The sequence below is a fragment of the Paenibacillus sp. 32352 genome, from assembly GCF_002042965.1.
Lineage (GTDB): Bacteria > Bacillota > Bacilli > Paenibacillales > NBRC-103111 > Paenibacillus_S > Paenibacillus_S vulneris.
In genome coordinates, this window is sequence record NZ_MZNT01000002.1 from 35207 (window position 1) to 58387 (window position 23181).

At 47.9% G+C, this 23181-nt stretch carries 24 protein-coding genes; 19 read left to right on the forward strand and 5 right to left on the reverse strand.

Annotated features, from left to right (window positions below; genetic code table 11):
• Positions 1 to 38: 38 nt before the first annotated feature.
• Positions 39 to 1163 (reverse strand): peptidylprolyl isomerase, encoded by a 1125-nt coding sequence (locus tag B1728_RS04570; protein WP_079909016.1) that lies wholly within the window; start codon positions 1161 to 1163, stop codon positions 39 to 41.
• 330 nt (positions 1164 to 1493) lie between these two features.
• Here B1728_RS04570 and glgB point away from each other — a divergent pair, with 330 nt between their 5' ends.
• From glgB to B1728_RS04595, 5 genes are all read left to right on the forward strand, one after another.
• On the forward strand, positions 1494 to 3419 hold the full coding sequence (glgB, locus tag B1728_RS04575; RefSeq protein ID WP_079909017.1) for a 1,4-alpha-glucan branching protein GlgB: 1926 nt from the start codon (positions 1494 to 1496) through the stop codon (positions 3417 to 3419).
• Between the two features lie 4 nt (positions 3420 to 3423).
• Complete coding sequence (locus B1728_RS04580) at positions 3424 to 4590, forward strand: glucose-1-phosphate adenylyltransferase (RefSeq protein WP_079909018.1); 1167 nt, start codon at positions 3424 to 3426, stop codon at positions 4588 to 4590.
• 15 nt (positions 4591 to 4605) lie between these two features.
• Positions 4606 to 5706 carry a glucose-1-phosphate adenylyltransferase subunit GlgD gene (gene glgD, locus B1728_RS04585; protein ID WP_079909587.1) on the forward strand — a complete coding sequence of 367 codons (1101 nt, stop codon included), beginning with the start codon at positions 4606 to 4608 and terminating at the stop codon, positions 5704 to 5706.
• A gap of 63 nt (positions 5707 to 5769) precedes the next feature.
• Positions 5770 to 7200 (forward strand): glycogen synthase GlgA, encoded by a 1431-nt coding sequence (glgA, locus tag B1728_RS04590; protein ID WP_079909019.1) that lies wholly within the window; start codon positions 5770 to 5772, stop codon positions 7198 to 7200.
• A gap of 89 nt (positions 7201 to 7289) precedes the next feature.
• Positions 7290 to 8129, forward strand: a complete 840-nt coding sequence (locus tag B1728_RS04595) for a Cof-type HAD-IIB family hydrolase (protein ID WP_079909020.1) — start codon at positions 7290 to 7292, stop codon at positions 8127 to 8129.
• On the opposite strand, the gene B1728_RS04600 is transcribed toward B1728_RS04595, so the two are convergent.
• The 3 genes from B1728_RS04600 to B1728_RS04610 form a co-directional block, all read right to left on the reverse strand.
• Positions 8124 to 8348: a hypothetical protein gene (locus B1728_RS04600; RefSeq protein ID WP_144027760.1), complete on the reverse strand. Its 225-nt coding sequence runs from the start codon at positions 8346 to 8348 to the stop codon at positions 8124 to 8126. The two genes, B1728_RS04595 and B1728_RS04600, sit on opposite strands and share 6 nt — an antisense overlap.
• A 329-nt stretch (positions 8349 to 8677) precedes the next feature.
• Positions 8678 to 9292, reverse strand: coding sequence for a nitroreductase family protein (locus B1728_RS04605; protein WP_079909022.1), 615 nt, complete (start codon positions 9290 to 9292; stop codon positions 8678 to 8680).
• Positions 9293 to 9717: 425 nt separating this feature from the next.
• On the reverse strand, positions 9718 to 9972 hold the full coding sequence (locus B1728_RS04610; RefSeq protein WP_079909023.1) for a hypothetical protein: 255 nt from the start codon (positions 9970 to 9972) through the stop codon (positions 9718 to 9720).
• Positions 9973 to 10103: 131 nt separating this feature from the next.
• Between B1728_RS04610 and B1728_RS04615 the strand changes: the two genes are divergently transcribed.
• Positions 10104 to 10805 (forward strand): PIG-L deacetylase family protein, encoded by a 702-nt coding sequence (locus B1728_RS04615; protein ID WP_144027761.1) that lies wholly within the window; start codon positions 10104 to 10106, stop codon positions 10803 to 10805.
• A gap of 32 nt (positions 10806 to 10837) precedes the next feature.
• A complete protein-coding gene (locus B1728_RS36135) occupies positions 10838 to 11011 on the forward strand; it encodes a hypothetical protein (protein WP_179135889.1) in 174 nt (57 codons plus the stop codon).
• Between the two features lie 33 nt (positions 11012 to 11044).
• Here B1728_RS36135 and B1728_RS36140 read toward each other — a convergent pair whose 3' ends face one another.
• Positions 11045 to 11215 carry a hypothetical protein gene (locus B1728_RS36140; protein ID WP_179135890.1) on the reverse strand — a complete coding sequence of 57 codons (171 nt, stop codon included), beginning with the start codon at positions 11213 to 11215 and terminating at the stop codon, positions 11045 to 11047.
• Between the two features lie 131 nt (positions 11216 to 11346).
• Here B1728_RS36140 and B1728_RS04620 point away from each other — a divergent pair, with 131 nt between their 5' ends.
• The 12 genes from B1728_RS04620 to B1728_RS04680 all read left to right on the forward strand — a co-directional run bounded on the left by B1728_RS04620 (position 11347) and on the right by B1728_RS04680 (position 23148).
• Complete coding sequence (locus B1728_RS04620; RefSeq protein WP_079909025.1) at positions 11347 to 11814, forward strand: DUF2306 domain-containing protein; 468 nt, start codon at positions 11347 to 11349, stop codon at positions 11812 to 11814.
• Between the two features lie 157 nt (positions 11815 to 11971).
• Positions 11972 to 12514 carry a histidine phosphatase family protein gene (locus tag B1728_RS04625; RefSeq protein ID WP_179135891.1) on the forward strand — a complete coding sequence of 181 codons (543 nt, stop codon included), beginning with the start codon at positions 11972 to 11974 and terminating at the stop codon, positions 12512 to 12514.
• Between the two features lie 116 nt (positions 12515 to 12630).
• Positions 12631 to 14331, forward strand: a complete 1701-nt coding sequence (locus B1728_RS04630) for a molecular chaperone HscC (protein WP_079909027.1) — start codon at positions 12631 to 12633, stop codon at positions 14329 to 14331.
• On the forward strand, positions 14331 to 16307 hold the full coding sequence (locus B1728_RS04635) for a J domain-containing protein (protein ID WP_079909028.1): 1977 nt from the start codon (positions 14331 to 14333) through the stop codon (positions 16305 to 16307). The genes B1728_RS04630 and B1728_RS04635 overlap by 1 nt, the downstream gene beginning before the upstream one ends.
• Positions 16308 to 16330: 23 nt before the next feature.
• On the forward strand, positions 16331 to 16978 hold the full coding sequence (locus B1728_RS04640; protein WP_179135892.1) for a DUF1266 domain-containing protein: 648 nt from the start codon (positions 16331 to 16333) through the stop codon (positions 16976 to 16978).
• A gap of 414 nt (positions 16979 to 17392) precedes the next feature.
• Positions 17393 to 18118 carry an FAD-dependent thymidylate synthase gene (thyX, locus tag B1728_RS04650; protein WP_079909031.1) on the forward strand — a complete coding sequence of 242 codons (726 nt, stop codon included), beginning with the start codon at positions 17393 to 17395 and terminating at the stop codon, positions 18116 to 18118.
• Positions 18119 to 18124: 6 nt separating this feature from the next.
• Positions 18125 to 18529, forward strand: coding sequence for a GNAT family N-acetyltransferase (locus B1728_RS04655; protein ID WP_079909032.1), 405 nt, complete (start codon positions 18125 to 18127; stop codon positions 18527 to 18529).
• Between the two features lie 51 nt (positions 18530 to 18580).
• A complete protein-coding gene (locus B1728_RS04660; RefSeq protein WP_079909588.1) occupies positions 18581 to 18931 on the forward strand; it encodes a VOC family protein in 351 nt (116 codons plus the stop codon).
• A gap of 104 nt (positions 18932 to 19035) precedes the next feature.
• Positions 19036 to 19431, forward strand: a complete 396-nt coding sequence (locus B1728_RS04665) for a DoxX family protein (protein ID WP_079909033.1) — start codon at positions 19036 to 19038, stop codon at positions 19429 to 19431.
• A gap of 69 nt (positions 19432 to 19500) precedes the next feature.
• On the forward strand, positions 19501 to 20043 hold the full coding sequence (locus tag B1728_RS04670; protein ID WP_079909034.1) for a hypothetical protein: 543 nt from the start codon (positions 19501 to 19503) through the stop codon (positions 20041 to 20043).
• Between the two features lie 418 nt (positions 20044 to 20461).
• Complete coding sequence (locus B1728_RS04675) at positions 20462 to 22651, forward strand: ABC transporter ATP-binding protein (protein WP_079909035.1); 2190 nt, start codon at positions 20462 to 20464, stop codon at positions 22649 to 22651.
• Positions 22651 to 23148 carry a DUF1854 domain-containing protein gene (locus B1728_RS04680; protein ID WP_079909036.1) on the forward strand — a complete coding sequence of 166 codons (498 nt, stop codon included), beginning with the start codon at positions 22651 to 22653 and terminating at the stop codon, positions 23146 to 23148. The genes B1728_RS04675 and B1728_RS04680 overlap by 1 nt, the downstream gene beginning before the upstream one ends.
• Positions 23149 to 23181: the final 33 nt, after the last annotated feature.

The window sequence follows — 23181 nt, forward strand, 5'->3', positions numbered from 1 at the left end:
AAGACCGGGGAGCGTCCCCGGTCTTTTGGAGTGTTTATTTATTTGGGCAAATCCACATGCTCAATCAAGGCAGGCAGCTCTTTTGTCATGAATTGATTGTAGTTCTTATCGATGAGCTGATTTTTGATGGTTTCCTTCACATCGTCATAAGAACGCGTGGTGCGAGACTCTACGCGGATGATGTGGTACCCGTACTCGGTTTCTACCGGATCGCTGATTTTGTTCAGCTCGAGAGAGATGGTCGCTTTCTTGAAGGCATCCGTCCATTTGACTACAGGCTCGTTCGTGTACAAGCCTCCGTTGTCGCTGGAGCCGGGGTCTTCGGAGTACTGTTTGGCCAATGCAGCGAAATCCCCGCCATTTTTCAGCTTATCCTGAACCTCCTTAAGCTTCTGGGAAACTTCGGCCTCCGTGCGTGCCTTTCCGTTGTCATCTTCCTTCATAATCAGAATATGACGTACCGAGGCGCTGATAATGGACTCGTCGTTATTTGCCACCGCCTGGTCGTAAGCCGCTTTGACAGTAGGCTCGTCCGCCTTCGAATCGAGCCATGTCTGGGTAGCTACCACACCCTGAACATAGTTACGGATATCCGACTCGGTAATTCCTTGTTTACTCATGTCAGCCGCACGAGCGTCAAGAAATGTTTTGGCTTCTGCGACTTGCTTATCCGCGGACTCGAGGGCTTCCGCGCGATCCGTTTCATTTAATTTAGCATTGATGATGCGGGAAGCGATAATCTGGTTAATAACATATTGTTTGAATGCATCGTCAGGTTCTTTGGCACCGTATTGCGGATTGGTCATACGAAGAATGTAGGCGAATTTCTCGTAATCCCCGCGGGTTACCTGGCCTCCTTCATAGGTGGCCACAACGGCAGCCATATCGACTTTTTTGCCGACCCATACGGTTTGGGTATCGCCGTCCCATTGGACTTCCTTGCCGAGGGCTTCGCTGACGAAGCGGAGCGGCACATACGTGGTCCCGTTATAGATAAACCCTTGACCCTGTTCTTCGGTCGGCGTTTTCACGATTCCGTCAAACATATATTTGATGTTTTGAAAATATACTTCAATCTGTGTCCCGCTCGCATAAGCGACCGATCCGGTCAGCATGACGCCAAGGGATAGTCCAAGCACGAGCCCTTTAAACTTGTCGTTCATTGGGGGAATTCATCCTCTCTTTTACTAACTCATGATATAGTCCAGTAGAAGATATTCAAGCTCAAGCAGCAATTTCCTGCATACCTGTTAGAAAAAGGTCAACTAATGTCAATTTTATAGAGATCCGATCGCTTTTTAGCGGAGCTTGTAAAATAAAGATTTTCTTCGAGAATACATAGGAAATGAAATAAAAATTTACCATGTAGTGGAAAATAAGGATGTTTTCAGAATTGCTGTAGAATTTGAAAAGTACGGAAAGGAATTTGCAGCCCGATGTAGTATTTGATTAATAGAGGCCGCAAAATTGAACAAAAAGGGGATGTATGACCTATGATGAGCGTAATCCCCGGTCCGGAAGATCTTTACCTCTTCCATGAGGGGAGCTTATTCCGCAGTTACCGGGTGCTGGGAGCGCATTTTACGGAACATGAAGGCACCCTTGGCGTTCGGTTTACCGTCTGGGCGCCGCATGCCCGTGAAGTCCGAGTCATTGGGGATTTTAACTTTTGGAACGGAAGCAGCCACGTTCTCCGTAAGGTGAGTACCTGGGGAGTATGGAGCTTGTTCGTTCCGGGAGTCAAGGAAGGCGAGTACTACAAGTACGAAATCGTAACCGCCCAGGGCACATTGGTATGGAAGGCGGACCCGTATGCTTTTTACTCTGAGCTGAAACCGGGTACGGCCTCGCGTGTGACATCGTTGGAGGGCTATGAGTGGCATGACCAGGAGTGGCAGCACAAGCAGCAGTCCCCCTATGCACAGCCTATGAACATTTATGAAGTCCATTTGGGAACATGGAAAAAGAAGCCTGAAGACCAGTATTACTCCTATCGGGAGCTGGCTGATGAGCTGATCGACTATGTCGTGCATATGGGATACACGCATGTGGAGCTGCTTCCCTTGGCCGAGCATCCGTATGATCGCTCATGGGGATATCAGGCTACCGGGTACTATTCGGTCACGAGCCGATTCGGAACTCCGAAGGACTTCATGTATTTCGTGGACCGATGCCATCAGTGCGGAATCGGCGTTATTATGGACTGGGTTCCGGGTCATTTTGTTAAGGATGATCACGGACTGCGCCATTTTGACGGCCAACCTCTCTATGAGCACAAGGATCCTTCGAGAGCGGAGAAGCCTCAGTGGGGGACGATGTCGTTTGACTTTTCCAAGCCTGAGGTGGTTAGCTTCCTTATTTCCAACGCCCTCTTTTGGATGGATGTGTTCCATATTGACGGATTGCGCGTCGATGCGGTAGCCAGCCTGCTGTACTTGAATTTTGGCAAGCCGCGCAATGAATGGATTAAGAATGAGCAGGGCGGGGATGAAAATCTGGAGGCGATCGCTTTTTTGAAAAAGCTGAACCAGACCGTGTTTGCCCACTACCCTAACGCGCTCATGATGGCTGAGGATTCCAGCGATTGGCCGCTTGTAACTGCTCCGGTTCATTCCGGGGGTCTTGGCTTTAATTACAAATGGAATATGGGATGGATGAACGATATGCTCCGCTATATGGAGACCGACCCGTATTTCCGCAAAGGCAAGCATAATATGCTTACCTTCTCATTTATGTACACTTACTCCGAAAATTACGTGCTGCCTCTATCGCATGATGAGGTGGTTCACGGCAAAAAATCACTACTCAACAAGATGCCTGGTGACTATTGGCAAAAATTCGCTAACCTCAGGGTGCTGTTCGGCTACATGATGGCGCACCCCGGCAAAAAGCTGCTGTTTATGGGCGGCGAATTCGGTCAGTTCGATGAGTGGAAGGATCTCGAGGATTTGGATTGGGAGATGCTCACCTATGACAGCCACCGCAGTATGCATCAATACGTCCACGATTTAAACCACCTTTACTTGCAGGAGAAAGCGCTATGGGAGCTGGACCATAGGCCCGAGGGCTTTACCTGGATCGACCCGCATGACCGCGACCAAAGCATCGTTACCTTTATCAGACATTCCAACGACCCGGATGATTTCTTAGTTGCCGTTTGTAACTTTACACCGGTAACCCACGCCAGATACCGAATCGGCGTACCTTATGCAGGAGAATATAGGGAGCTCTTTAACAGTGATACCCCTGTCTATGGCGGGTCCGGACAGTTGAATACGGGCAAGCTGAAAACCGAGAAGGTGGAGTGGCATTCACAGCCCTTCAGTTTGCATATCACGATTCCACCGTTAGCAACCGTCTTTATAGAGCCTGTCAAGATTCGACGTAAAGCAATCGCTGGTAAAAGAGAAAGGGGATAGGTTGATGCGAAAAAAAGAGTGCGTGGCCATGCTGCTTGCAGGGGGAGAAGGACGTCGTTTAGGCGTATTGACCAGTAAATTGGCTAAGCCTGCCGTTCATTTTGGAGGGAAGTACCGGATCATCGATTTTACGCTTAGCAACTGCACGAATTCAGGAATCGACACCGTTGGTGTACTTACACAATATCAACCATTGGTTTTAAATACATATATCGGCATTGGAACCCCTTGGGATCTTGACCGCAAAAACGGCGGCGTTACGGTGCTGCCTCCCTATATGGAGCAGCAAGGCGGGGATTGGTATAAAGGAACGGCCAATGCCATTTACCGGAACATATCGTTTATCGAACAATACGATCCGGAGTATGTGCTGGTGATATCAGGCGATCACATCTATAAGATGGATTACGATATGATGCTTGATTTCCACAAACGAAAAGGCGCCGACGCAACGATCGCCGTCATCGAGGTGAAGTGGGAGGAAGCCAGCCGCTTCGGGATTATGAGTACGGACGATGATGACCGGATCATCGAATTTGCCGAAAAACCGAAGGAGCCCAAGAGCAACCTGGCTTCGATGGGCATTTACATATTTAACTGGCAGGTGCTCAAATCATATTTGGGCAAGGATGAGATGAATCCTGATTCCAGCAAAGACTTCGGCAAGGATGTCATTCCGCTCATGCTGCGGGAGAGGTTAAATATGTTCGCCTATCCATTCGAAGGGTACTGGAAAGACGTGGGTACGATAGAAAGCCTGTGGGAAGCCAATATGGATTTATTGGAGAACCAGCCGTTATTTAATCTGAATGATCCCGAATGGCGTATCTATTCCGTCAACCCGTGCCAGCCCGGGCAGTATGTGGCTCCAACCGCACAAATCCGCCGCAGCTTGATTAATGAAGGATGCAGCGTGCTCGGAGAAGTAGACCATTCCGTCTTGTTCTATGGCGTGCAGGTCGGGGAAGGAAGCTTTATAAAAGATTCTGTCATCATGCCGAATGTACGCATCGGGAGTAACGTAAAAATATACAAGGCTATCATTGGCGAAAACACGACGATAGAGGACGGCTGCGTTATTGGCGAGCCTGACGAGCAATCCAATATTATTTTGATCGGCAGTAACGAGACTATCACAATGGCAGCAACGATGGCCAATTTGAAAGGGTGAGTTCTTATGAAGCGTATGATGGGCGTAATCAATCTGGTGAACGAGCCGGATGATCTGGAAGAACTGACCTACTCTCGCTGCGTGGCCTCCGTGCCTTTTGGAGCGAGATACCGATTGGTCGATTTTACGTTATCTAATATGGTGAATTCTGGCATCGAGAATGTTGCGGTGTTTACGCAGCATAAATACCGCTCCCTGATGAACCACTTGGGCTCAGGCAAGGAATGGGATCTGGATCGCAAGCGGGGCGGACTATTCCTGCTGCCTGCGATTCTTCATGAGACGACAGGCATGGCGCGCGGCGATTTATTTCAATTTTATAGCCATCGGGATTATTTCTACCGCGCCCGGGAAGAGTATGTCGTTATTTCACGCAGCCATATCGTGTGTAATATTGACTTGAACGACGTGTTGGATCAGCATCTGGAGAGCAATGCGGATATTACCGTTGTGTATAAGCAAGCGGACGATGAGGAATTCGCCAAATTCCGACGGCTTGCCGTCAAAGAAGACGGCCAGGTCACTGTAATGGAGGATCAATCCGGCCGCCTGCGTAACGACAGCATTTCTATGGAAATGTATGTCATGAGCAAGGAGCTGCTGCTTGATATGGTAGAATCCTGCCTGGCGCAAGGATACGATCATCTGGTAAGAGACGGTATTATGAAAAATATCGATAAGCTGAGCGTCTACGGCTATATGCATCAAGGGCATACTGGCATAGTGAATACGATTCAAAGTTACTATAAACACAGCATGCAGCTGTTGAATCCGAAGGTATGGCGCGAGCTGTTCTTCCAGAAGCACCTGATATATACAAAGGTTAAGGATGAGCCTCCGGCGCGGTATGCGGAGAATGCTCATGCTCGCAATGCTCTGATTGCCAATGGGTGCACAATTGAAGGCAAGGTAGAGAACAGCATATTGTTCCGGGGCGTAAAAATACGCAAAGGGGCTTATGTAAAGAACAGCATCATCTTGCAAAACTGCGAAATTGAAGAAAATGTCATTATAGAGAATGCGATTCTGGACAAAGATGTGTTTATTAGTAGAGGTCGTGTACTGACTGGAGACAAACAAGCACCGTTTATCGCTTCCAAGACCAAGGTTATATAGAAAAAACAGCGTGTTGGAAGAAGACTTCCAGCACGCACTATAATAAAGGAGTGGTAGGAAGCCATGAAAGTGTTATTCGCTGCGTCGGAAGCCGTACCTTTTGCCAAAACCGGAGGCTTGGCCGATGTTATCGGATCGCTGCCGAAGGAGCTGGCCAAGCAAGGGATTGACGTAAGAGTTATACTGCCGAACTACGAGGATATCCCAGAGGTCTACACCAAAGCCATGGAGACCGTGGCGACCTTTACTCTGGAGATGGGATGGCGGCAGCTGTACTGCGGGATTCTGAAGCTGGAGCATGACGGCATTATCTTTTATTTTGTCGATAACGAATATTATTTCAAGCGCCGTGGCTGTTACGGATATGGCGATGATGCAGAGCGTTATGCCTACTTCTGCAGGGCGGTTATGGATTCGATGCAGCACATCGATTTCATTCCGGATATTCTTCACTGCCATGACTGGCAAACGGGGATGGTTCCTGTGCTGCACAGAGTTCACTTCAGCTATCAGCCTGAATATGCGAACATCAAGACGATCATGACTGTTCATAATTTAAAATATCAAGGGGTGTTCGCCAAGGAGCAGTTCAAAGACTTTTTTGCTCTAGGGGACGAGCATTTCACCGGGTATGCGTTAGAGCAGTATGGAGGCGCTAGCTTTATGAAGGGCGGGCTGTTATACTCCGACTTTATTACTACCGTTAGCCCTACCTACGCTCAGGAGATACAGACACCGTTCTATGGAGAATATTTGGACAGTCTTATGCGAAGCCAGAGCGGAAGACTTCTTGGCATCATAAACGGAATCGACTACGAAGAATTCGATCCGATGACCGATCCGCATCTGGAGGTCAATTACCGTGACTCCCTTCCGAAGAAGCAAATGAACAAACTCAAGCTGCAGGAGAGGCTGGGATTGCCGGTTAATAAGGATGTGCCGTTGATCGCTCTGGTAACGCGTCTGGTGGAGCAAAAGGGCCTTGCGCTTATCGACCGCGTCATTGAAGAATTAATCCAGCTGGATGCGCAATGGGTTATTCTGGGTACCGGCGAACATCGTTATGAGCAGCTGTTCCGGTGGGCAGCCGACCGTTATCCGGACAAGCTGTCGGCGAATATTCTGTTCGATGAAGGATTAGCTCGTCAAATGTATGCCGGCTCAGATTTGTTTCTGATGCCGTCCCAGTTCGAGCCCTGCGGGATTGGACAGCTTATAGCCATGCGCTATCGCTCTGTTCCTATAGTCCGTGAAACCGGCGGGTTGAAGGATACCGTGCAGCCCTATAATGAATCTACAGGGGAAGGAACCGGGTTCAGCTTCGCGCATTATAACGCTCATGATATGCTGTATACGGTGGAAAGAGCTGTACAGCTGTACCATGACGAAGAGGCTTGGACCCGAATCATGGCGAACATTAAGAAGAAGGATTTCAGCTGGCGCAAGTCTGCGCAGCAATACGCTGCCCTGTACGACCAGCTGGTAGAGGCATAAGCGAGACGAGGAATATGCAACGACCTTAAACCAACGCCGTCACGGCGTTGGTTTACTTATTCCTGCACAAACCGGAGAGGGGATTCCGATTGAAAACCAAATATGTAGTCACCGACTTGGATGGTACACTGCTTCGTTCGGACGGCGTGCTGTCTTCCTTTGCCACGAACGCCCTGAATCAGGCGTTGGATCATGGCATTATCATTACCTATGCAACAGCCAGAAGCTATAAGAGCTCTACAACCGTAGCAGGGAATGTGGATTGGAAATATCCGTTAATCTTATACAATGGGGCCCTCTTATTCGATCCTGTCGGCATGAAACAGCTGGATGGAGCGTTTCTTAGTCCAAGCTTGACCGGGCAAGTGATCCGGTTAGGCAAGTCGTTTGATTTAAGTCCTCTTTGGTTCGCCTTAGACGAACCGTTCGAGGAGCGGGTGTTTCATGAACGGCTGAAGCGCAAGGGTGAATTGCAGTTCGTCTCCAGCCGTCCTAACGATCCGAGATTCCAGGAGCTTCCGGAGCTTCTTCATTCAGATCGGTATTCTACGCTAACTCTTACCTATATTGGGTATAAAGAAGAGCTCGAGCCTTTGATGAATGCAATCCGCCAACAGTTTGGGAACACTATTCATCTTCATTTCATGCCGGATGCCTATATTGCAGATCATTATTTTCTTGAAGTCAGCCACCCCAAAGCTAATAAAAAGGAGGGGCTGCTGAAGTGGGCGCAACGGATTGGATGTGACCCGGGGGACATCATTGTGTTCGGCGATAATTGGAACGATATCGGATTATTTGAAGCAGCCGGAACCGCCATTGCCGTTGCGAATGCCCAGAAGGAGCTTAAAGCGATTGCGGATCAGATTATTGAATCGAATGAGGAAGACGGTGTAGCTAACTATGTGCTGAACTTGATTCCGTCATGAATGATCAGCAGCCAGGTCATCATAATACATCGTTTCATTATTAAATGAACGATTGATAGACAAGAACGTATGGATGAGCTCGAAGAGCTCGGATTGATCCAATTGCAAAGACACGGTTTCTTCACTCGACGGATGGGCCGAAACGTTAAGCAGGATGGATTTGTGATCCTGATCGACTTGAATTTCCCATTGGTCTTTTTTTAGTACGCTTTCCCACACGTGCAATCACGCTCCCCTTTTTTTGCTATAGGCTCATGCTTGTTCCATAATTGGACATGATATTCATTATATGATTTCTTTTTCACAAATATGTCTTCGTGATAGAGCAACCCTTGTTTGGAAGCTTCAAGTTTTTTCTTTGTGTTGTGTGATAGACAAACACTCAAAAAAGAGAGCAGTTGAAAGATAAATTGCCGTAATGAATTGAAAAAAGCGGAGCAGCCTATGCTCCGCTTTCGTATACCATGATAGAATTCATTATTTTCGGGGCTCGCGCAAAGTGCCTGTATCAGCTTCGATGCTAAGGCAATCGCTTTTGCGGGAATATATTATTTAGACACGCTTCCTTCAAAAATAACCTCTTGAAGCGGCCGGCGGTTATTAGGTACCTCGCGCTCCTGGAGAGGCTCTGGCAGTATACCTACATCGCCCTGGTAGCCCAGCGTTACTACGGCGTGCAGTTCGAATTCTTCCGGAACGTTCAGTAAAGAACGCGCCAATGTCTTATCGAAGCCGCCGATAGCATGAGTAGCCAGACCGAGTAATTTGGCTTGCAGCGCCAAGTACCCCCAGGCTGTGCCGGCATCGAAAGTGTGAGCCGGATTCGCATCTCCATTAGCTCTTGTTTTGTCGGAAGCAACCAATATCAGGACTGGGGCTTTATCGGCCCATGAACGGTTGAATTCATTTAGAAATTGGTGGAATACGGCCAATTGCTCCTCTGTTTTAGCTACGATAAACCGCCAAGGCTGATCGTTGTAGGATGACGGAGCCCAGTGAGCAGCTTCCAAAACGGTGAAAAGGTCGGCATCCGAAACTTGTTGATTGGAATAGGCACGAGGCGACCATCGATTCAGAAACACCGGGTTAATAGGATACTCGGATTGCCGATGGGCTTGAACCTCTTCTTGAACCTGATTAAGAACCAAACTGGATTGACTCATATAATAATACCACCTTTCCAATAGGAATTATATGTAATATAACATACTTATCATTAGTAAGCAACCGCACTATAATAACTTCTTATAGTAAACTATACCTTACAGCGAGAACCATTTGTCATGATTTACAGATATTTCACAAAAATCTGCATGATTATCATATTTTCTTCATAAAAGTATGTGTAAATGGAAGTGATAAAGAAAAAAAGAGGTGCGGCCATGTATTATTGTATCTGTTGTAAATATTTGCATTCCTTTCACCATACAAAGGAAGAAGTTGTATTTAAAAGCGGGTTTCACTATGTACAATCCAACCTGTATCCTGCAGGATTATGCGGATTAGGTAAGCTTTACACGAAAGAGGATCAGCCTGCAACGGCTTAAGAATCAAAAAAGCCCCTCATGGAAGAGGGACTTTCGTGCTATTAATAGATAGGGCCAAAACGGGGTCTGTCCAATAAAGCGATAACCAGCAAATCAAATAGAACCAATGGAATGATGAACGGGAAAAAGGAAATGGTAGCTTGGTTGCGTCCGCTCGGACGAATGGCTTGAATATACACTTTATCGTGCGTTACTTTCATGATTTTTCCTTCATAGGTATCTCCTTGTACGGTTGTGATCCTGACGTTTCGATGCATATATTTTTTGCATTGGTTATAGGGATGGGAATGGGACATAATAACCCTCCTTTCTAGCGGGACATGATATACTATATGCGATTCTATTAATGAAGGTTCGGGATTCATATAGCTCTACTACCCTTATTTCTATCGCGCAGAATTGATATAATAAGTGGGAGGAGATGATGATGATGGGGCGAACGGCCGCTTTTATTTTTGCGCATCCGGATGATGAGTCTTTTTTGTGCGCTTGTTTAATTAAACAGCTTGCAGAGAACGGGGAGAATCCTGTACTTCTGCTGGCTACCCGAGGCGATGCCGGAAAAAAGAATGGCGATGTAGCCCATTTGACGAATGAGGAGCTTGGAACGCTTCGGGAGCAGGAGATGGCTGCTGCGGCTAACATTATTGGTATAAGCAAAGTCGAGCACCTGGGATACCCTGACGGGAAATTAAAGGAGGTAGAGGAGAACGAATTCGTGGGGCGTGTGGTTGATTTTATTCAAGAGCATCAGCCTCAAGTGGTCGTCACCTTTCCGGAGGACGGAGGCAACTTTCACCCCGACCATATGACGATTTCCAAAATAGCGACTTCGGCCGTTCTAAGCGGGCGGTGCCCATCGGTTCAGAAGCTTTATTACATAGCCTCCAGCACGCTGCAAGAGAGCGGCCATCATCCTTCTATTACGTTGGATACGGAACCATATTGGTCCATGAAAGCAGAAGCGCTGCGAGCGCATCAATCGCAAATTTATGCGATTCAGAGATATTTCGGCGATCTGGAGTCGTTTCCGGAGAATCGCCGGTATGAATCCTTTGTTCTTGCGTGGGAAAGAGGTGCTTGGTACCCTGCAAGATTAGAGCAGTCGATTTATGATGGGATCATCTGATAGAGGCTGAACCAAAAGGGGAGAAGATTCAATTGACAAGGCAATATGCTATCGATATGGCAAAAAAGTTATTTAGAGAAACCGAGAAGTCCCATTACGTCATATGGTTTCCGGATTCGAACGAATATGTTGTTATGGATCAAGACGAATTTGCCAGAAATAAAGACGAACTGAATAGATCGGTTGTATTCAGCATTGAAAATTGATGGAAGTACAGGAGAGGAGGGGTTCCCCTCCTGCTATTCCCATCCCTTGGGTTCCGTCTTCGGCTTCTTGAACAGCGATATTTTTTGCCACCATTTTTGGTGCTGATTCTCGTTCAGAATGCACCTTACCTGCTGCATCAACAGCTTGGCCCTGTCCTCACCGCGATAAAGCTTCAGTTCTTCGTAAAATTTTTCCGAATCCATTGATTTCACCTGATGTATGTAATTTGCGTAGAGCACTATCGTAGCAATTAATTGCAGCCAATTCAAGAATAGAACTGGGAGGTCAAGGGAATACCAGCGAACCGACATAAGAAATGAGGAAGTTATTAGACGTGAATACCTATGGTTTGATCCTGACGCTCCATATCGTTGCAGGCACAATATGCCTTATAACGGGCGCGATATCTGCTTTCGCCCAAAAAAGAAAAGGGCTGCATACTGCCGTGGGTGAGCTTTATCACGCTTGCTACGTCGTTATTCTTCTAAGCTCCGTTATCATGGCTGTCATGCATTGGGCGGAGAGCGTCTATTTGTTTTACATCGCCATTTTTTCATACGGGCTGGCCTTTTACGGGTATATCGCCAAAAAAAGACGCCGTCCCGGATGGATAGGACAACATATCGGCGGGATGCTCGGTTCATATATCGGGATCATAACCGCTGTACTAGTCGTTAACGGACATCACATTCCTGTGCTGAATCAGCTGCCTATTCTGGCCATCTGGTTCCTGCCCACCATTATAGGAACCCCGCTTATTGTTATGGTGGGGAGACGATATAAACGAAGGAAGAAGGCTTGAGGAATCAAGCTTTTTTTTCGTTTCGGGGTCTCCCGCAAAGCAGCCGAATCGGCTTTGAGGCCAATCCCACCTTGCAGTATTGTCACTGCTGGATATTACGACCAATTCTGGTATGTGTTATGATAGAGTGTATAGGCCTAATAAGGGGGAACGAGCTATGGCTGTTTTTTATCTCGTCAGACATGGAGAGCCGGATTGGGGCTTGAAAGAGGAGAAGCAATTGCAAGGAGCGATGAGAGACTTCGTTCCGTTGACCGCGACGGGAGTGCTTCAAGCTGAGAAGGTGATGAACTGTCATCCGTATTTACGGGAGTGCGATCTGATCCTATCTTCACCGTATACGCGAGCGCTTCAGACAGCTGCCATCATGAACCGAACGTTAGGCAAACCTTTGCAGGTAGAATTTGACCTTTATGAATGGACTCCGGATCAGTGGGAGGCAGCTTCGGCCGATGAAATTCACGAGCTGTGGAAGGATTATATGCTTCACGACGGTTGCTGGCCGGAGGGAGAAACGCGGCTATGGGAGACCAAGGCAAGCTTATGGAGTCGAATTAATGGGGTTCTTGCCCGATACGAGAGTTATTCCAACGTCGTCGTCGTCTGCCACGGGATGGTTATTTCCACTCTATTGGGGCTTGCTTCGACGGAAATCGAGCTTTGCGGGGTTTATGAGTACTGTCATAGCCGAATGCCTTAAAACAGGCTCCCCAGGTAGGCAGACTTTAAAAACAAGCTTCAAATTCCGATAAATAGCTTTATGGAAACGAGAGGGTTTTCCTATTACAACATAATTTTGAAACGGGGTAACAGACAATGACAATGATTGGTATTGATTTGGGAACTACGAACAGTCTGGTTGCCTATTGGACTGAAGAAGGGCCCAAGATTATACCGAATGTGCTCGGGGAAAATCTGACCCCTTCCATAGTCAGTGTAGATGAAAACGGAGAAATTCTGGTCGGGCAAATCGCGAAGGAAAGGCTAATCACACACCCGGAACTTACAGCAGCTGCCTTCAAGCGGTACATGGGGACGGAGAAAATATTTCGTCTTGGCCGGTACTCCTTTACCCCTGAGGAGCTGTCTTCGTTCGTCGTCAAATCTTTGAAATCCGACGCGGAAGCGTTCCTCGGCCAAGAGGTGACAGAGGCGGTCATCAGTGTTCCTGCTTACTTTAATGATACGCAGCGGAAGGCGACCAAGAAAGCGGCGGAGATTGCCGGTCTTAAGGTAGAGCGGCTTATCAGCGAGCCGACAGCGGCGGCCATTGCCTACGGACTGCACCAGGAACGGTCGGATACAAAGTTCCTTGTCTTTGATTTAGGCGGAGGCACCTTCGATGTATCGATATTGGAGTTTTTCGAAGGGGTTATGGAGGTGCAGTCCATTGCCGGGGATAACTATTTGGGAGGCGAGGATTTTACTCAGCTCCTCGTTTCCTATTTTTACGAAACCAAGGGTATCGACTACCAGGAGCTGGATTTCAAGGCGCGTTCCGCGCTATTCAAGCAGGCGGAGCTGTGCAAGCGTGCATTGGGCAGCAATCCAACGGGACAAATGAGCTTTACCTGGCAGGATCAGGAGTACGAGCTGACTTTGGATCGTGCCGGTTTTGAGAAAATTGCCGGCCAGCTCATATTTCGTCTGCGGCATCCCATCGAACGCGCGCTGCGGGACGCTTCCCTCTCGCCGGATGAGTTGGATGCGGTCATTCTTATTGGCGGAGCAACGAGAATGCCAGTTATCAAATCGGTTGTCAGCAAAATATTCGGCAGGCTGCCGTTCAGCCAGATCAATCCGGACGAAGCGGTAGCTCTCGGGGCTGCCATTCAGGTTGCGCTTAAGGAAAGAAACGAGGCGCTGAAGGAAGTCGTTCTGACAGACGTGTGCCCTTATACATTAGGCATCGAAATAACGAAGCGATTGGGGAACGGCCACTTTGACGACGGTCACTTCAGTCCGATCATTGAACGCAACACACCGATTCCCGTGAGCAAGGTGGAAAGGTTCTACACTATACACGATCAGCAAAAAGCGATCCAGGTCGTTGTATTCCAAGGGGAGAGCCGTAAGGTAGACCAAAATATTAAGCTTGGCGAGTTGTCCGTTCAAGTACCCCCGGATGAGGCAGGCAGGCAAGCGATCGATGTCAGATTCACCTATGATATTAACGGGATTTTGGAGGTGGAGGTGACTTCGGTTAGCACCGGGGTCAAGCAGAAGACCATCATAGAGAAAAATCCGGGCAAGCTGACGCAGCAGGAAATCGAGAACAGATTGAAGGAGCTGCAGGATATCAAGATTCACCCCCGTGAACGAACGGAGAACAGGCTGCTTCTTGCCATGGGAGAAAGGCTGTATGAGGAAGCGTTGGGAGAGAAACGGGCGGAAATTGCCTTTTTGCTGGAGCAATTCGAAAGGGTTCTGGCTTCTCAAAACGAGCAGGAGGTTAAAAAGGCTGCCTCAACACTCAAGAAGCAGTTAGAGCATTTGGAGAGGTGGCGTGACTTTTAATGCAATTGTGGGACATACTCGGGATGGAACCGACGGACGATGTAGCTGCCATCAAGAGAGCGTATGCTGCCAAGCTGAAGCTGCATCATCCCGAAGAGGACCCGGAGGGCTATCAAAGGCTCAGGGAGGCTTATGATCAAGCCGTAAAATGGGCTAAAAAGCGAAGCAAGGAGCGCAGTTCCGAACAGGAACAACATAAGCTCGAGGCCTCCGCAGCCTTGGATTCGGAGCAAGCAGAAGCCTATGGAGGGAACGAAGAGCCTGAGGAGGACGAATGGGAAGAGGACGACGAGTATGATGACGAGGAATATGAGGAGGAATCGGATCAGCCTTTTCAAGTTCGTAGGCTATTATCCTATATTGAACGGAACGAACCTCTGGATGCCAAAAGTCCGGTAGATTCGTTTCTGTCGCAGGTAGAGGCATTATACCGGAATTTTAACTCGCGGGTGGATACAAATGCTTGGATAGAGCTGTTGAATGCGGATGTCGTATGGAACGTAAATTTACAAAGCAGCCTGTCCCAAAGCATGCTTGACTTTTTGGAGGAAGAGCATTATTTCTTGCCGGAGGCCGTATGGAGGCTCCTCGAACAGGCGTTTCATTGGAAGGAGCAGGCCGCCCAAGATCCGGATTGCTTTCAGGAGCATTACCCCAAAGTATATGCCTACGCTGTAGCACATGAACAGCCATTGCACAGGGGATATTCGGTTCTTCTCCAAGCTTCGGATCTGGATTATGATGCTTTTCTAGCTTATAGGGAAAAAGGTCTGCTTGCTTTTCTGGAGCAAAATTATCATTTGGCCGCAAGCCTGCTAAAACAAGCGGAAGAACGGTTCGACTCTGATCCCGATGTCATTCGGCTGCAAATGGAATGTTCGATACGGTTAGGTCATTGGGAAGATGCGTTGTATGCATGCAACCAATTAATGAAGGTAATACCGGATTCGCTGGAAGCGTATTTGAGCCGGGCGCGGGTTAGGCTTGAAGAGGGACATGCCAGGGAGGCATTGCAGGATCTCTCCAGGGTTCTCGAGCAAGCTCCAAGCCACACACTCGCTCTTTCCCTTGCCGGGAGTTCTTACAAAAAGCTTGGGGAGCCTGACAAGGCGCTGGAATTATATCAACGTCTTCTGCAAGCGGACCCTAATGATATCGAAGCTATGCTTTCCATAGCGGAAATTCAGGCGCAAAAAACAGAGGAGCTGCAAAGGCGGGGAGGAAGCGGGAAGAGAGCGGAGCTGAAGCGGCTTAAGGTGGAGCTTGGAAGGACTCCGCTAGGATTTAGATTGAAGCGAAGCGCCTACTTGCTCATTGGAGGAAAGTGGTTCACTTTGATTGCGATCCTTGCACTTCATATTTTCATTTCTTCTTCCTTTGTGAAGCATACGGGGGAATCTCCCCTGGGTTATATAGCCAATCTCGTAAAGCCTGTGGAGCTAAAGAAGATTACCTCAGCAGCCGACCTGGAGCTTCTACCTCCGAAAGTCAATGCCGTGAAGATGCAGCTGTCCAACGCGGCTTACATGGGGATTAATGAAGTGGTGACGAAGGACGCTAACGGAAAGCCTCTAACATTGTACCTTTCCACAGCCGAGGTAGAAAAACAGGGGCTGTCATCCCAGGTGGAAGGCTACCTGAACATCGGTTATTTGAATGGAGACCCTATTCTTATCGTCAGCAATTATAAGCAGGCCAAGGACATCTATGATAACAAATCGATTGAAATCAGTGGAACCGTTCGTCCGCTGGAATCGGAAGAGATGCTGGGAGAATACGATAAGTGGAAAAAGAAATTCCCTAAAACGGTACAGAATCCGTTATATGAAAAATATTTGGATTCAAAAAAGAAGCCCGTTCCTGCCCGGACCAGCCTTCCGTTCCGCATCTACGTATATACTTTTATTTTGTTTCTGTATTACATTTCATTATTTAAAGAAGTGAGAAGAGTGTGGAGGTTCCTCCGCTATACTTAATGAATAAAAAGAGAGGATCAACAATGAACCCTGGTGCCGAGCAAATCAAATTAGCTTCCCTGCCTTATGTAGAGGCTTTGACAGCCATGTGTATTGTAGGACGGGACGGAGACTACCATGTACAAAACCCGGAATGGATTTATTCGAAAAGAAGCTTTATGCGCAACATGTTCGCCCACTGGGGAGTCGGAAGCTCGGACGAGCTTAAGCAGAATATAGAATGGTCCCTAGCAACGGGTCAAAGAAAAGAATTTGATGATATGACCCTGCTGCTGTCTTCCCTTTCGGAACAGGACAGAATGCGGTATTTGGAATCGCAAAAAGGGGATACGGCTCAAAGCTTTAAGATGTCCATCGTAAACAGCTATCTTGGGAGAATGCCCGCTGGAGGTATAGCGGCTAACGACTATACGTGGGCTGTCTTTAAATGCTGCGCGGGACATAAGATGGATTATTTAACCGAGGATGAAAAATGGACTTATATAGGAGACATTATCCAATTGGTCAAAAGTCAGTATTCGAATTGGAAAGACTATCTGATCAGCTTTACTGTTGGCGGCGCTTTTAATTCCACGCTTCAAAGCAGCGATTATATCAGCGAAAACCGGGCAATTATAACTAAGCTGCTGGTATCTGATTACAGTCCCTTGCGGCAGGCGATTTTAAAGTAGCGGGGGAACAAAGGAGGCGGGTTACCTTCTGGGTTTGTTGAAAAAACTGTGGGGCTTGAAAAATTGCGTCGGTACCCCGGTAGGGTATCCCCCTCCGGTCGCTGTTGTTCTCGGGAAATTTTGATTATATTCGCCATATAGCGGGAATTTCCCGAGAACAAAGGCGAACGCTATCGCTCCTACAGTGGACACCCCACCTATAACCTTTTGCATTTTTCGTATGATAAAGTTCCTCAACAACCAGGGAGGCGGATTGCAGCCTCTCTTTGTTTTTTGGGAAAATAGGAAAGGAAAGACAAGATGGAGATAAAAGAAAGCATGGACACAAAGCAAGAAGAGTATGGTATAATCTCCCTGTTCTGACATCGATTATTCATGACTTATCAACCCTTCTAGAAGGAGATGCATATTTTCATGTCGTTTATTCAAGTGCTGGATAAAGGTTACGTAAGGCTTGTTAATCATATGGGATCGGATTTATCGGTTGTGAACGCAGCGCGCGTGTCGTATGCCAAAGAATCGAAGGAGCTGGAGCCTAAGGATATCCGGTTACTTCAATTTTTGGCAAGAGAGGGCCACACGTCGCCTTTCAGGCATGTAATGCTGCAGTTTGAGGTCTACGCCCCGTTAATGGTGGCCAGACAATGGTGGAAGTATGTTGTCGGTTCCGCTCATATGGAAGGGACGGGTGACAGCCTGGAAGGCTGGAATGAATCCAGTCGAAGATATATTACGGAGGAGCCGACCTTCTATATTCCCGGGGATGAAGAATGGAGAAGCAAGCCGGCTAATTCCAAGCAAGGAAGCGGCGAACCGATAGATAAAGAAATCGGCATGAAGCTGACACAGCAATTAATCGATTATATCGAGCTGGGCATTCAAAAATATGAAGAGGCGCTCAATAACGGAGTATGTGCAGAGCAGGCGAGGTTATTTTTGCCATCGTACGGTATGTATGTTCGTTGGTATTGGACGGCTTCTTTGCAATCCGTGTGTCATTTTCTGAATCAAAGGCTGGAGCATGACGCTCAGAAGGAAATACAGGAATATGCAAAAGCTATTTTGGAGCTGAGTAAGCCGTTATTTCCTTATTCCGTAGCAGAGCTAATGCAGCAACATGCTGCTACCGGCCAGGAGTAATCAGGGATGGAGCTGAGCTTCCAAGATAATGCGGGATGTACCGCTGTAGAGGTCGCAGAGCTATTCAGGCGTTCCGGTATTCGCAGGCCGGTTGATGATTTGGAACGGATTCAACGGATGATAGCTCATGCAGATGAAATATTAACCGTAAGGGATGGCTCCAAGCTAGTCGGTATAGTTAGAGCGGTAACTGATTATGCGTACTGCTGCTATATTTCGGACTTGGCTGTAGACCGCGCCTATCAGGGAATGGGGATCGGCAGACAGCTTATCAAGAGGTTAAAAAAGAAGCTGGGGGAAGAAGAAATTCAGTATGTGCTGACCTCGGCTCCCAAGGCAGTCGGATTTTATGAAAAAATAGGCTTTGAACGGTCCGACAAGGCTTTTATAATAAAAAGGAAGAAAAACTAGAGTGCCCTAGGTTCATACGAAGTTGCCATTGAATGGAGGCTGGTGATGGGAATGATCGTCAAACGTATTGTAGCCAATATAGCTGCTCAGGATATTGCTGCGGCCAAGAGCTTTTATCACGACATTCTTGGTCTTGATTTATGGATGGATCATGGCTGGATTGCGACCTATGGATCCAATCAGGAGATGAATGTTCAGATTAGTGTTGCATCCTCAGGGGGCTCCTCGACACCAACGCCTGATTTATCCATTGAGGTCGATGATGTTGATGTTGCTTATGGCCTGATGAAGGAAGCGGGATTTCGTATTGAATACGGGCCTGCCAATGAACCTTGGGGTGTCCGCCGCTTTTATGTCAGGGATCCGTATGGCAAATTGATTAATATACTCACTCATACTTAAGTGGACTTTTACCCTGATTCTTAAAAACCGCAATCCATAAGAAATACGGACGATAGTTGCATGCTATGATGGGTTTATCAAAATTGTAAGAGAGGTTGATGACCATGAATGTAACGATCTCAAAAGGCCGGCTGTGGACGGGAAGAATCTTGAGCTGGGTAACGATTCTGTTTATGCTGTTTGATGGTGTGTTCAAATTGATCAAGCCCGCTCCGGTTATTGAAGGAACCGTCACGCTGGGCTATGCCGAGCATCATATTATGGTAATAGGAATTTTGGGGCTGATTCCGACTATTTTATACGCGATCCCGCGCACATCGGTTTTGGGTGCATTGCTGCTTACCGCTTATTTTGGTGGTGTGGTTGCGACACATATACGGATGGATGCGCCTCTGTTCACCCATACTTTATTCCCTATCTATCTGGCAGTTCTGACCTGGGGCGGCATTTGGTTAAGGAATGACAAAGTGCGAAAGCTTCTTCCTTTCATTCAAGCCTAAAAAGCTTAAGGACCCTCCACTGGAGAGGTCCTTTTTGCAGATAGTTACCATTAACAAAGGGGGCTTGCCATGAACGAGCATTATTTATATCACTATTACGAAGCGGATAGGGGGGCTTTTCGTAACTTATCCAGCTTAAGCGATGAAGAGGCGAATAAAGTCATGAATGACTTAAAACGGGACCCCGCGTTGTTCGCTAGTCGACGTTCGGATTCCTATTTGGCCGTTAGGCGTGAATTGGAGCATAAAGCCAGAGAGCTGTTTATAGCGAAAGGCGGAAAACCGCTAAATCGTTATCCTCATTATATGACGCTAGGTCCGTGTAACTGGATCAAGGAATGGTATAAAAGCGGGGCCGAGCTCCGGATCGCTTTGAGAGAATTTGATGATCGCAGCATAAGCTTCACTTATGGGGACTTATTTCCTGCTATGAGATATAACGACGGCAAGCCGTACCGAGGAAACGTCTATACCAAATCAGAAATATTCGGTTTGATTCAGGAGTTCGGATTTCCCCAGGAATGGAATGCGGACGGCACCTGCGGACCGGAGAGATATATCGAGGTTCAGATATGGGATGAGGCAGTCATCGGGAAATATGCCTTAAGATAAGATTCAGTCCAGTATTGGCTCATATTCGGTCCACGATAACCCGAATCGTTTCCAGCCTCATTGAACTCTCCCTAAGGCATTTTTATCCTCCCGACAGTTAGACATATTTCCCTTATTATTCCATAAGGCATGGGTCATGTATAGGGGTTCATGATGCACTAATTAAGAAGATAAGGAAAATAATGGTTTACAACCCCAAGGCGTTTTGTTAAAATACTCGATGGGGAACGTATGTTTGTTTTTTGTTTGGGGTATTTTGTTATAAGTGATCTTTCCCTTGGTATTTTGCAAGCCGGCATCATAAGATAAGTAAGGTCAGAGGAGTCAATGACTCTCAGCGATTCGAAGATTAGCTCCCTGCAGAGACATCAGAATCGGTTTCAAACCAGATGCGCTCAGGTAAAGGAGAGAAGAATTCATGTCCATTTTGGAAAAGCTTCCGCAGGCCATTGAAGCCAGTCTGCCGGCACAGCCCTTATTCGCCGCGTTGGCTGATGTGGATGAGGAAGGTCATTACGGTGAGCGTTGGCTCATTGTTATGGATGATGAAGTAAGGGTTTTCAATGCGCAAGGAGTGGGTCTTAAGGAGTTGCCCATCTCGGGGATAACCGAGTGTCGTCTTGTATCGGCGATAGGAGGTGGCACCTTAATTGCCGATACGGCAAAAGGGCCGGCAGCCCTTATCCGTTATACCTCCAGCCATGCGGGAAAATTCGGATTCGCAGCGAAGCTGATTAAAGCGCTGTCAAACCAAGAGGAGCTTCCAGTGGCATCCGTGAAGGATTTGCCCAGAAGATGCTCCCAATGCGGAACGCCTTTGCTAGAGGGAACGCAGGTATGCTCCGTCTGTACCGATAAAGGCAAGGTGGCTGCGAGGCTTCTCAGCTATGCGAAGCCTTACCGCGTACAGATGACAACGGCAGCACTAATGCTTATTGCCGCGACTTTAATGGAGCTAATACCGCCATTTCTTACCAAGATCATAGTGGACGATGTGCTGCAGCCCAAGAGCTTCGGACTCGCGCTTCTCTGGTTTGTGCTTGGACTTGCAGGAGCCAGAGTCATGCTGTCCTTGATGCAAACCCTCAGGGGCTATATGGGAGTATGGGTCGGAGGCAAGCTGATGGGGGATATCCGCAAAGATATTTATTCCTCGCTCATGCGGCTGTCTCTTGGGTTCTTCGATCGCAGACAAACCTCGCAGTTTATCGGCCGGGTTAACAGCGATGCGGAGGCCATGCGGCAATTTTTAACGGACGGAGTCATGTGGATTACAGGCCAGGTGTTGATGCTCGCCGCGATCATTACGATGATGGCCAGCCTGGATTGGAAGCTTGCCATTTATGCGATTATTCCTACTCCACTGATCGTCATAACCTCCATGATCATTTGGCCGACGATCCGTGCGCGTTGGTATAGGCATTGGAGAGCCATTAATCGGCTGAATATGCTGGTGGGTGATGCGCTGCAGGGGATTCGCGTCGTGAAAGCGTTTGGTCAAGAGCCGACGGAGATGAGACGATACGGTGATGCCAATAAAGATCTGGTCGAGCAAAATATTCGTGCCGACGGCATGTGGCAGGGGGTATTTCCTTTATTTGCCCTGATCTCGACCTCTGGCGCTATATTGGTGTGGTATTTTGGAGGCTGGATGGTGCTCCGCGATGAGATTTCACTCGGTACCTTGATGGCTTTTACCGCTTATCTCGGCATGCTGTTCGGACCGCTTCAATGGTTCAGTCAAGCGTTGAACTGGACCAGCAGAGCGATGGCTGCCGCAGACCGCGTTTTCGAGATTATGGATACGCCGTCGGATGTACCGGACGATATAGAGCCGGTTCTGATGGATTGGGTAGAGGGGCGAGTGGTGCTTCATCAAGTATCTTACGGCTACGAGGCTCACCATCCGGTATTGAAAAATATCGACCTGAACGTAGCCCCCGGCGAGATGATCGGTCTGGTCGGTCATTCCGGTGCAGGGAAATCAACGTTAATCAATATGATCTGCCGCTTCTATGATCCGAACCAGGGACATATTACAATAGATGGGATTCCGCTTAAGAAGATTAAGCAGGAGGATCTGCGGAAAAAAATCGGCGTGGTCCTGCAGGAGACCTTTCTGTTCGATGGGACCATCACGGAGAACATCGCCTATTCCAAGCCGGATGCTACGCCGGAAGAGATCATGAGAGCGGCCAAAATCGCCAATGCCCACGATTTTATCGTTCGGCTGCCCGATGGCTACGATACGAAGGTAGGGGAGCGGGGGCATCGTCTTTCCGGTGGTGAAAAGCAGCGTATCGCAATTGCGAGAGCCATTGTGCATGATCCGCGGATTCTTATTCTGGACGAAGCGACAGCTTCGGTCGATACCGAGACCGAAAGGCAGATTCAGGAAGCCATTTCCCGCCTTGTAAAGGGTCGCACCACGTTCGCGATTGCCCACAGGCTTTCTACGTTAAGAAACGCTGACAGGCTCGTTGTGCTGGATAAAGGACAAATTGTCGAGATAGGTACCCATGAGCAATTGATTGAAAAAAAAGGAGCCTATTACAAGCTGGTAGAAGCCCAGAGAGAGCTGTCCAAAATTAAGGGGGTGCAGAGCTGATGCGTGATCCATATGAAATTGTTCTGCTGGATTCCCGTAACGTCTGGCTCGGAAGAAGCGCGGGAGGCGTCCTGATGGCTGTTATCGATGGGGTAGAATATCCGGAAGTTCTCTTATACCGTGCCTACCCGTTCTCGAGGCCGACCGAATACATCTCCGTACGCACCCCCAAAGAGGAAGAAATCGGCATCATTCACAAGCTTAACGAGCTTGAAGCGGGCAGCAGGGAAGAGGCGGAGAGAGAGTTGAATCTGCGGTATTTGATTCCCCGAATAACTCATATTGAGAAAATAGCCCAGAAGCCGGCATTATGGATTTGGAAGGTGGAGACCACGCTAGGACCGATGACACTGGCTCTGCGCAATCTTCATGAGCATCTCCAATCACCTGCACCGGGACGCTATTTAATCTCCGACATTGAGGGCCGCCGCTGCGAGATTGAGGATATCAACGCATTGGACTCGCATAGCCGTAAGCAGTGGAGCAAAATATTGTAGGTCAGGTTCAAATGCCAAAAAGCTATTGCTCTT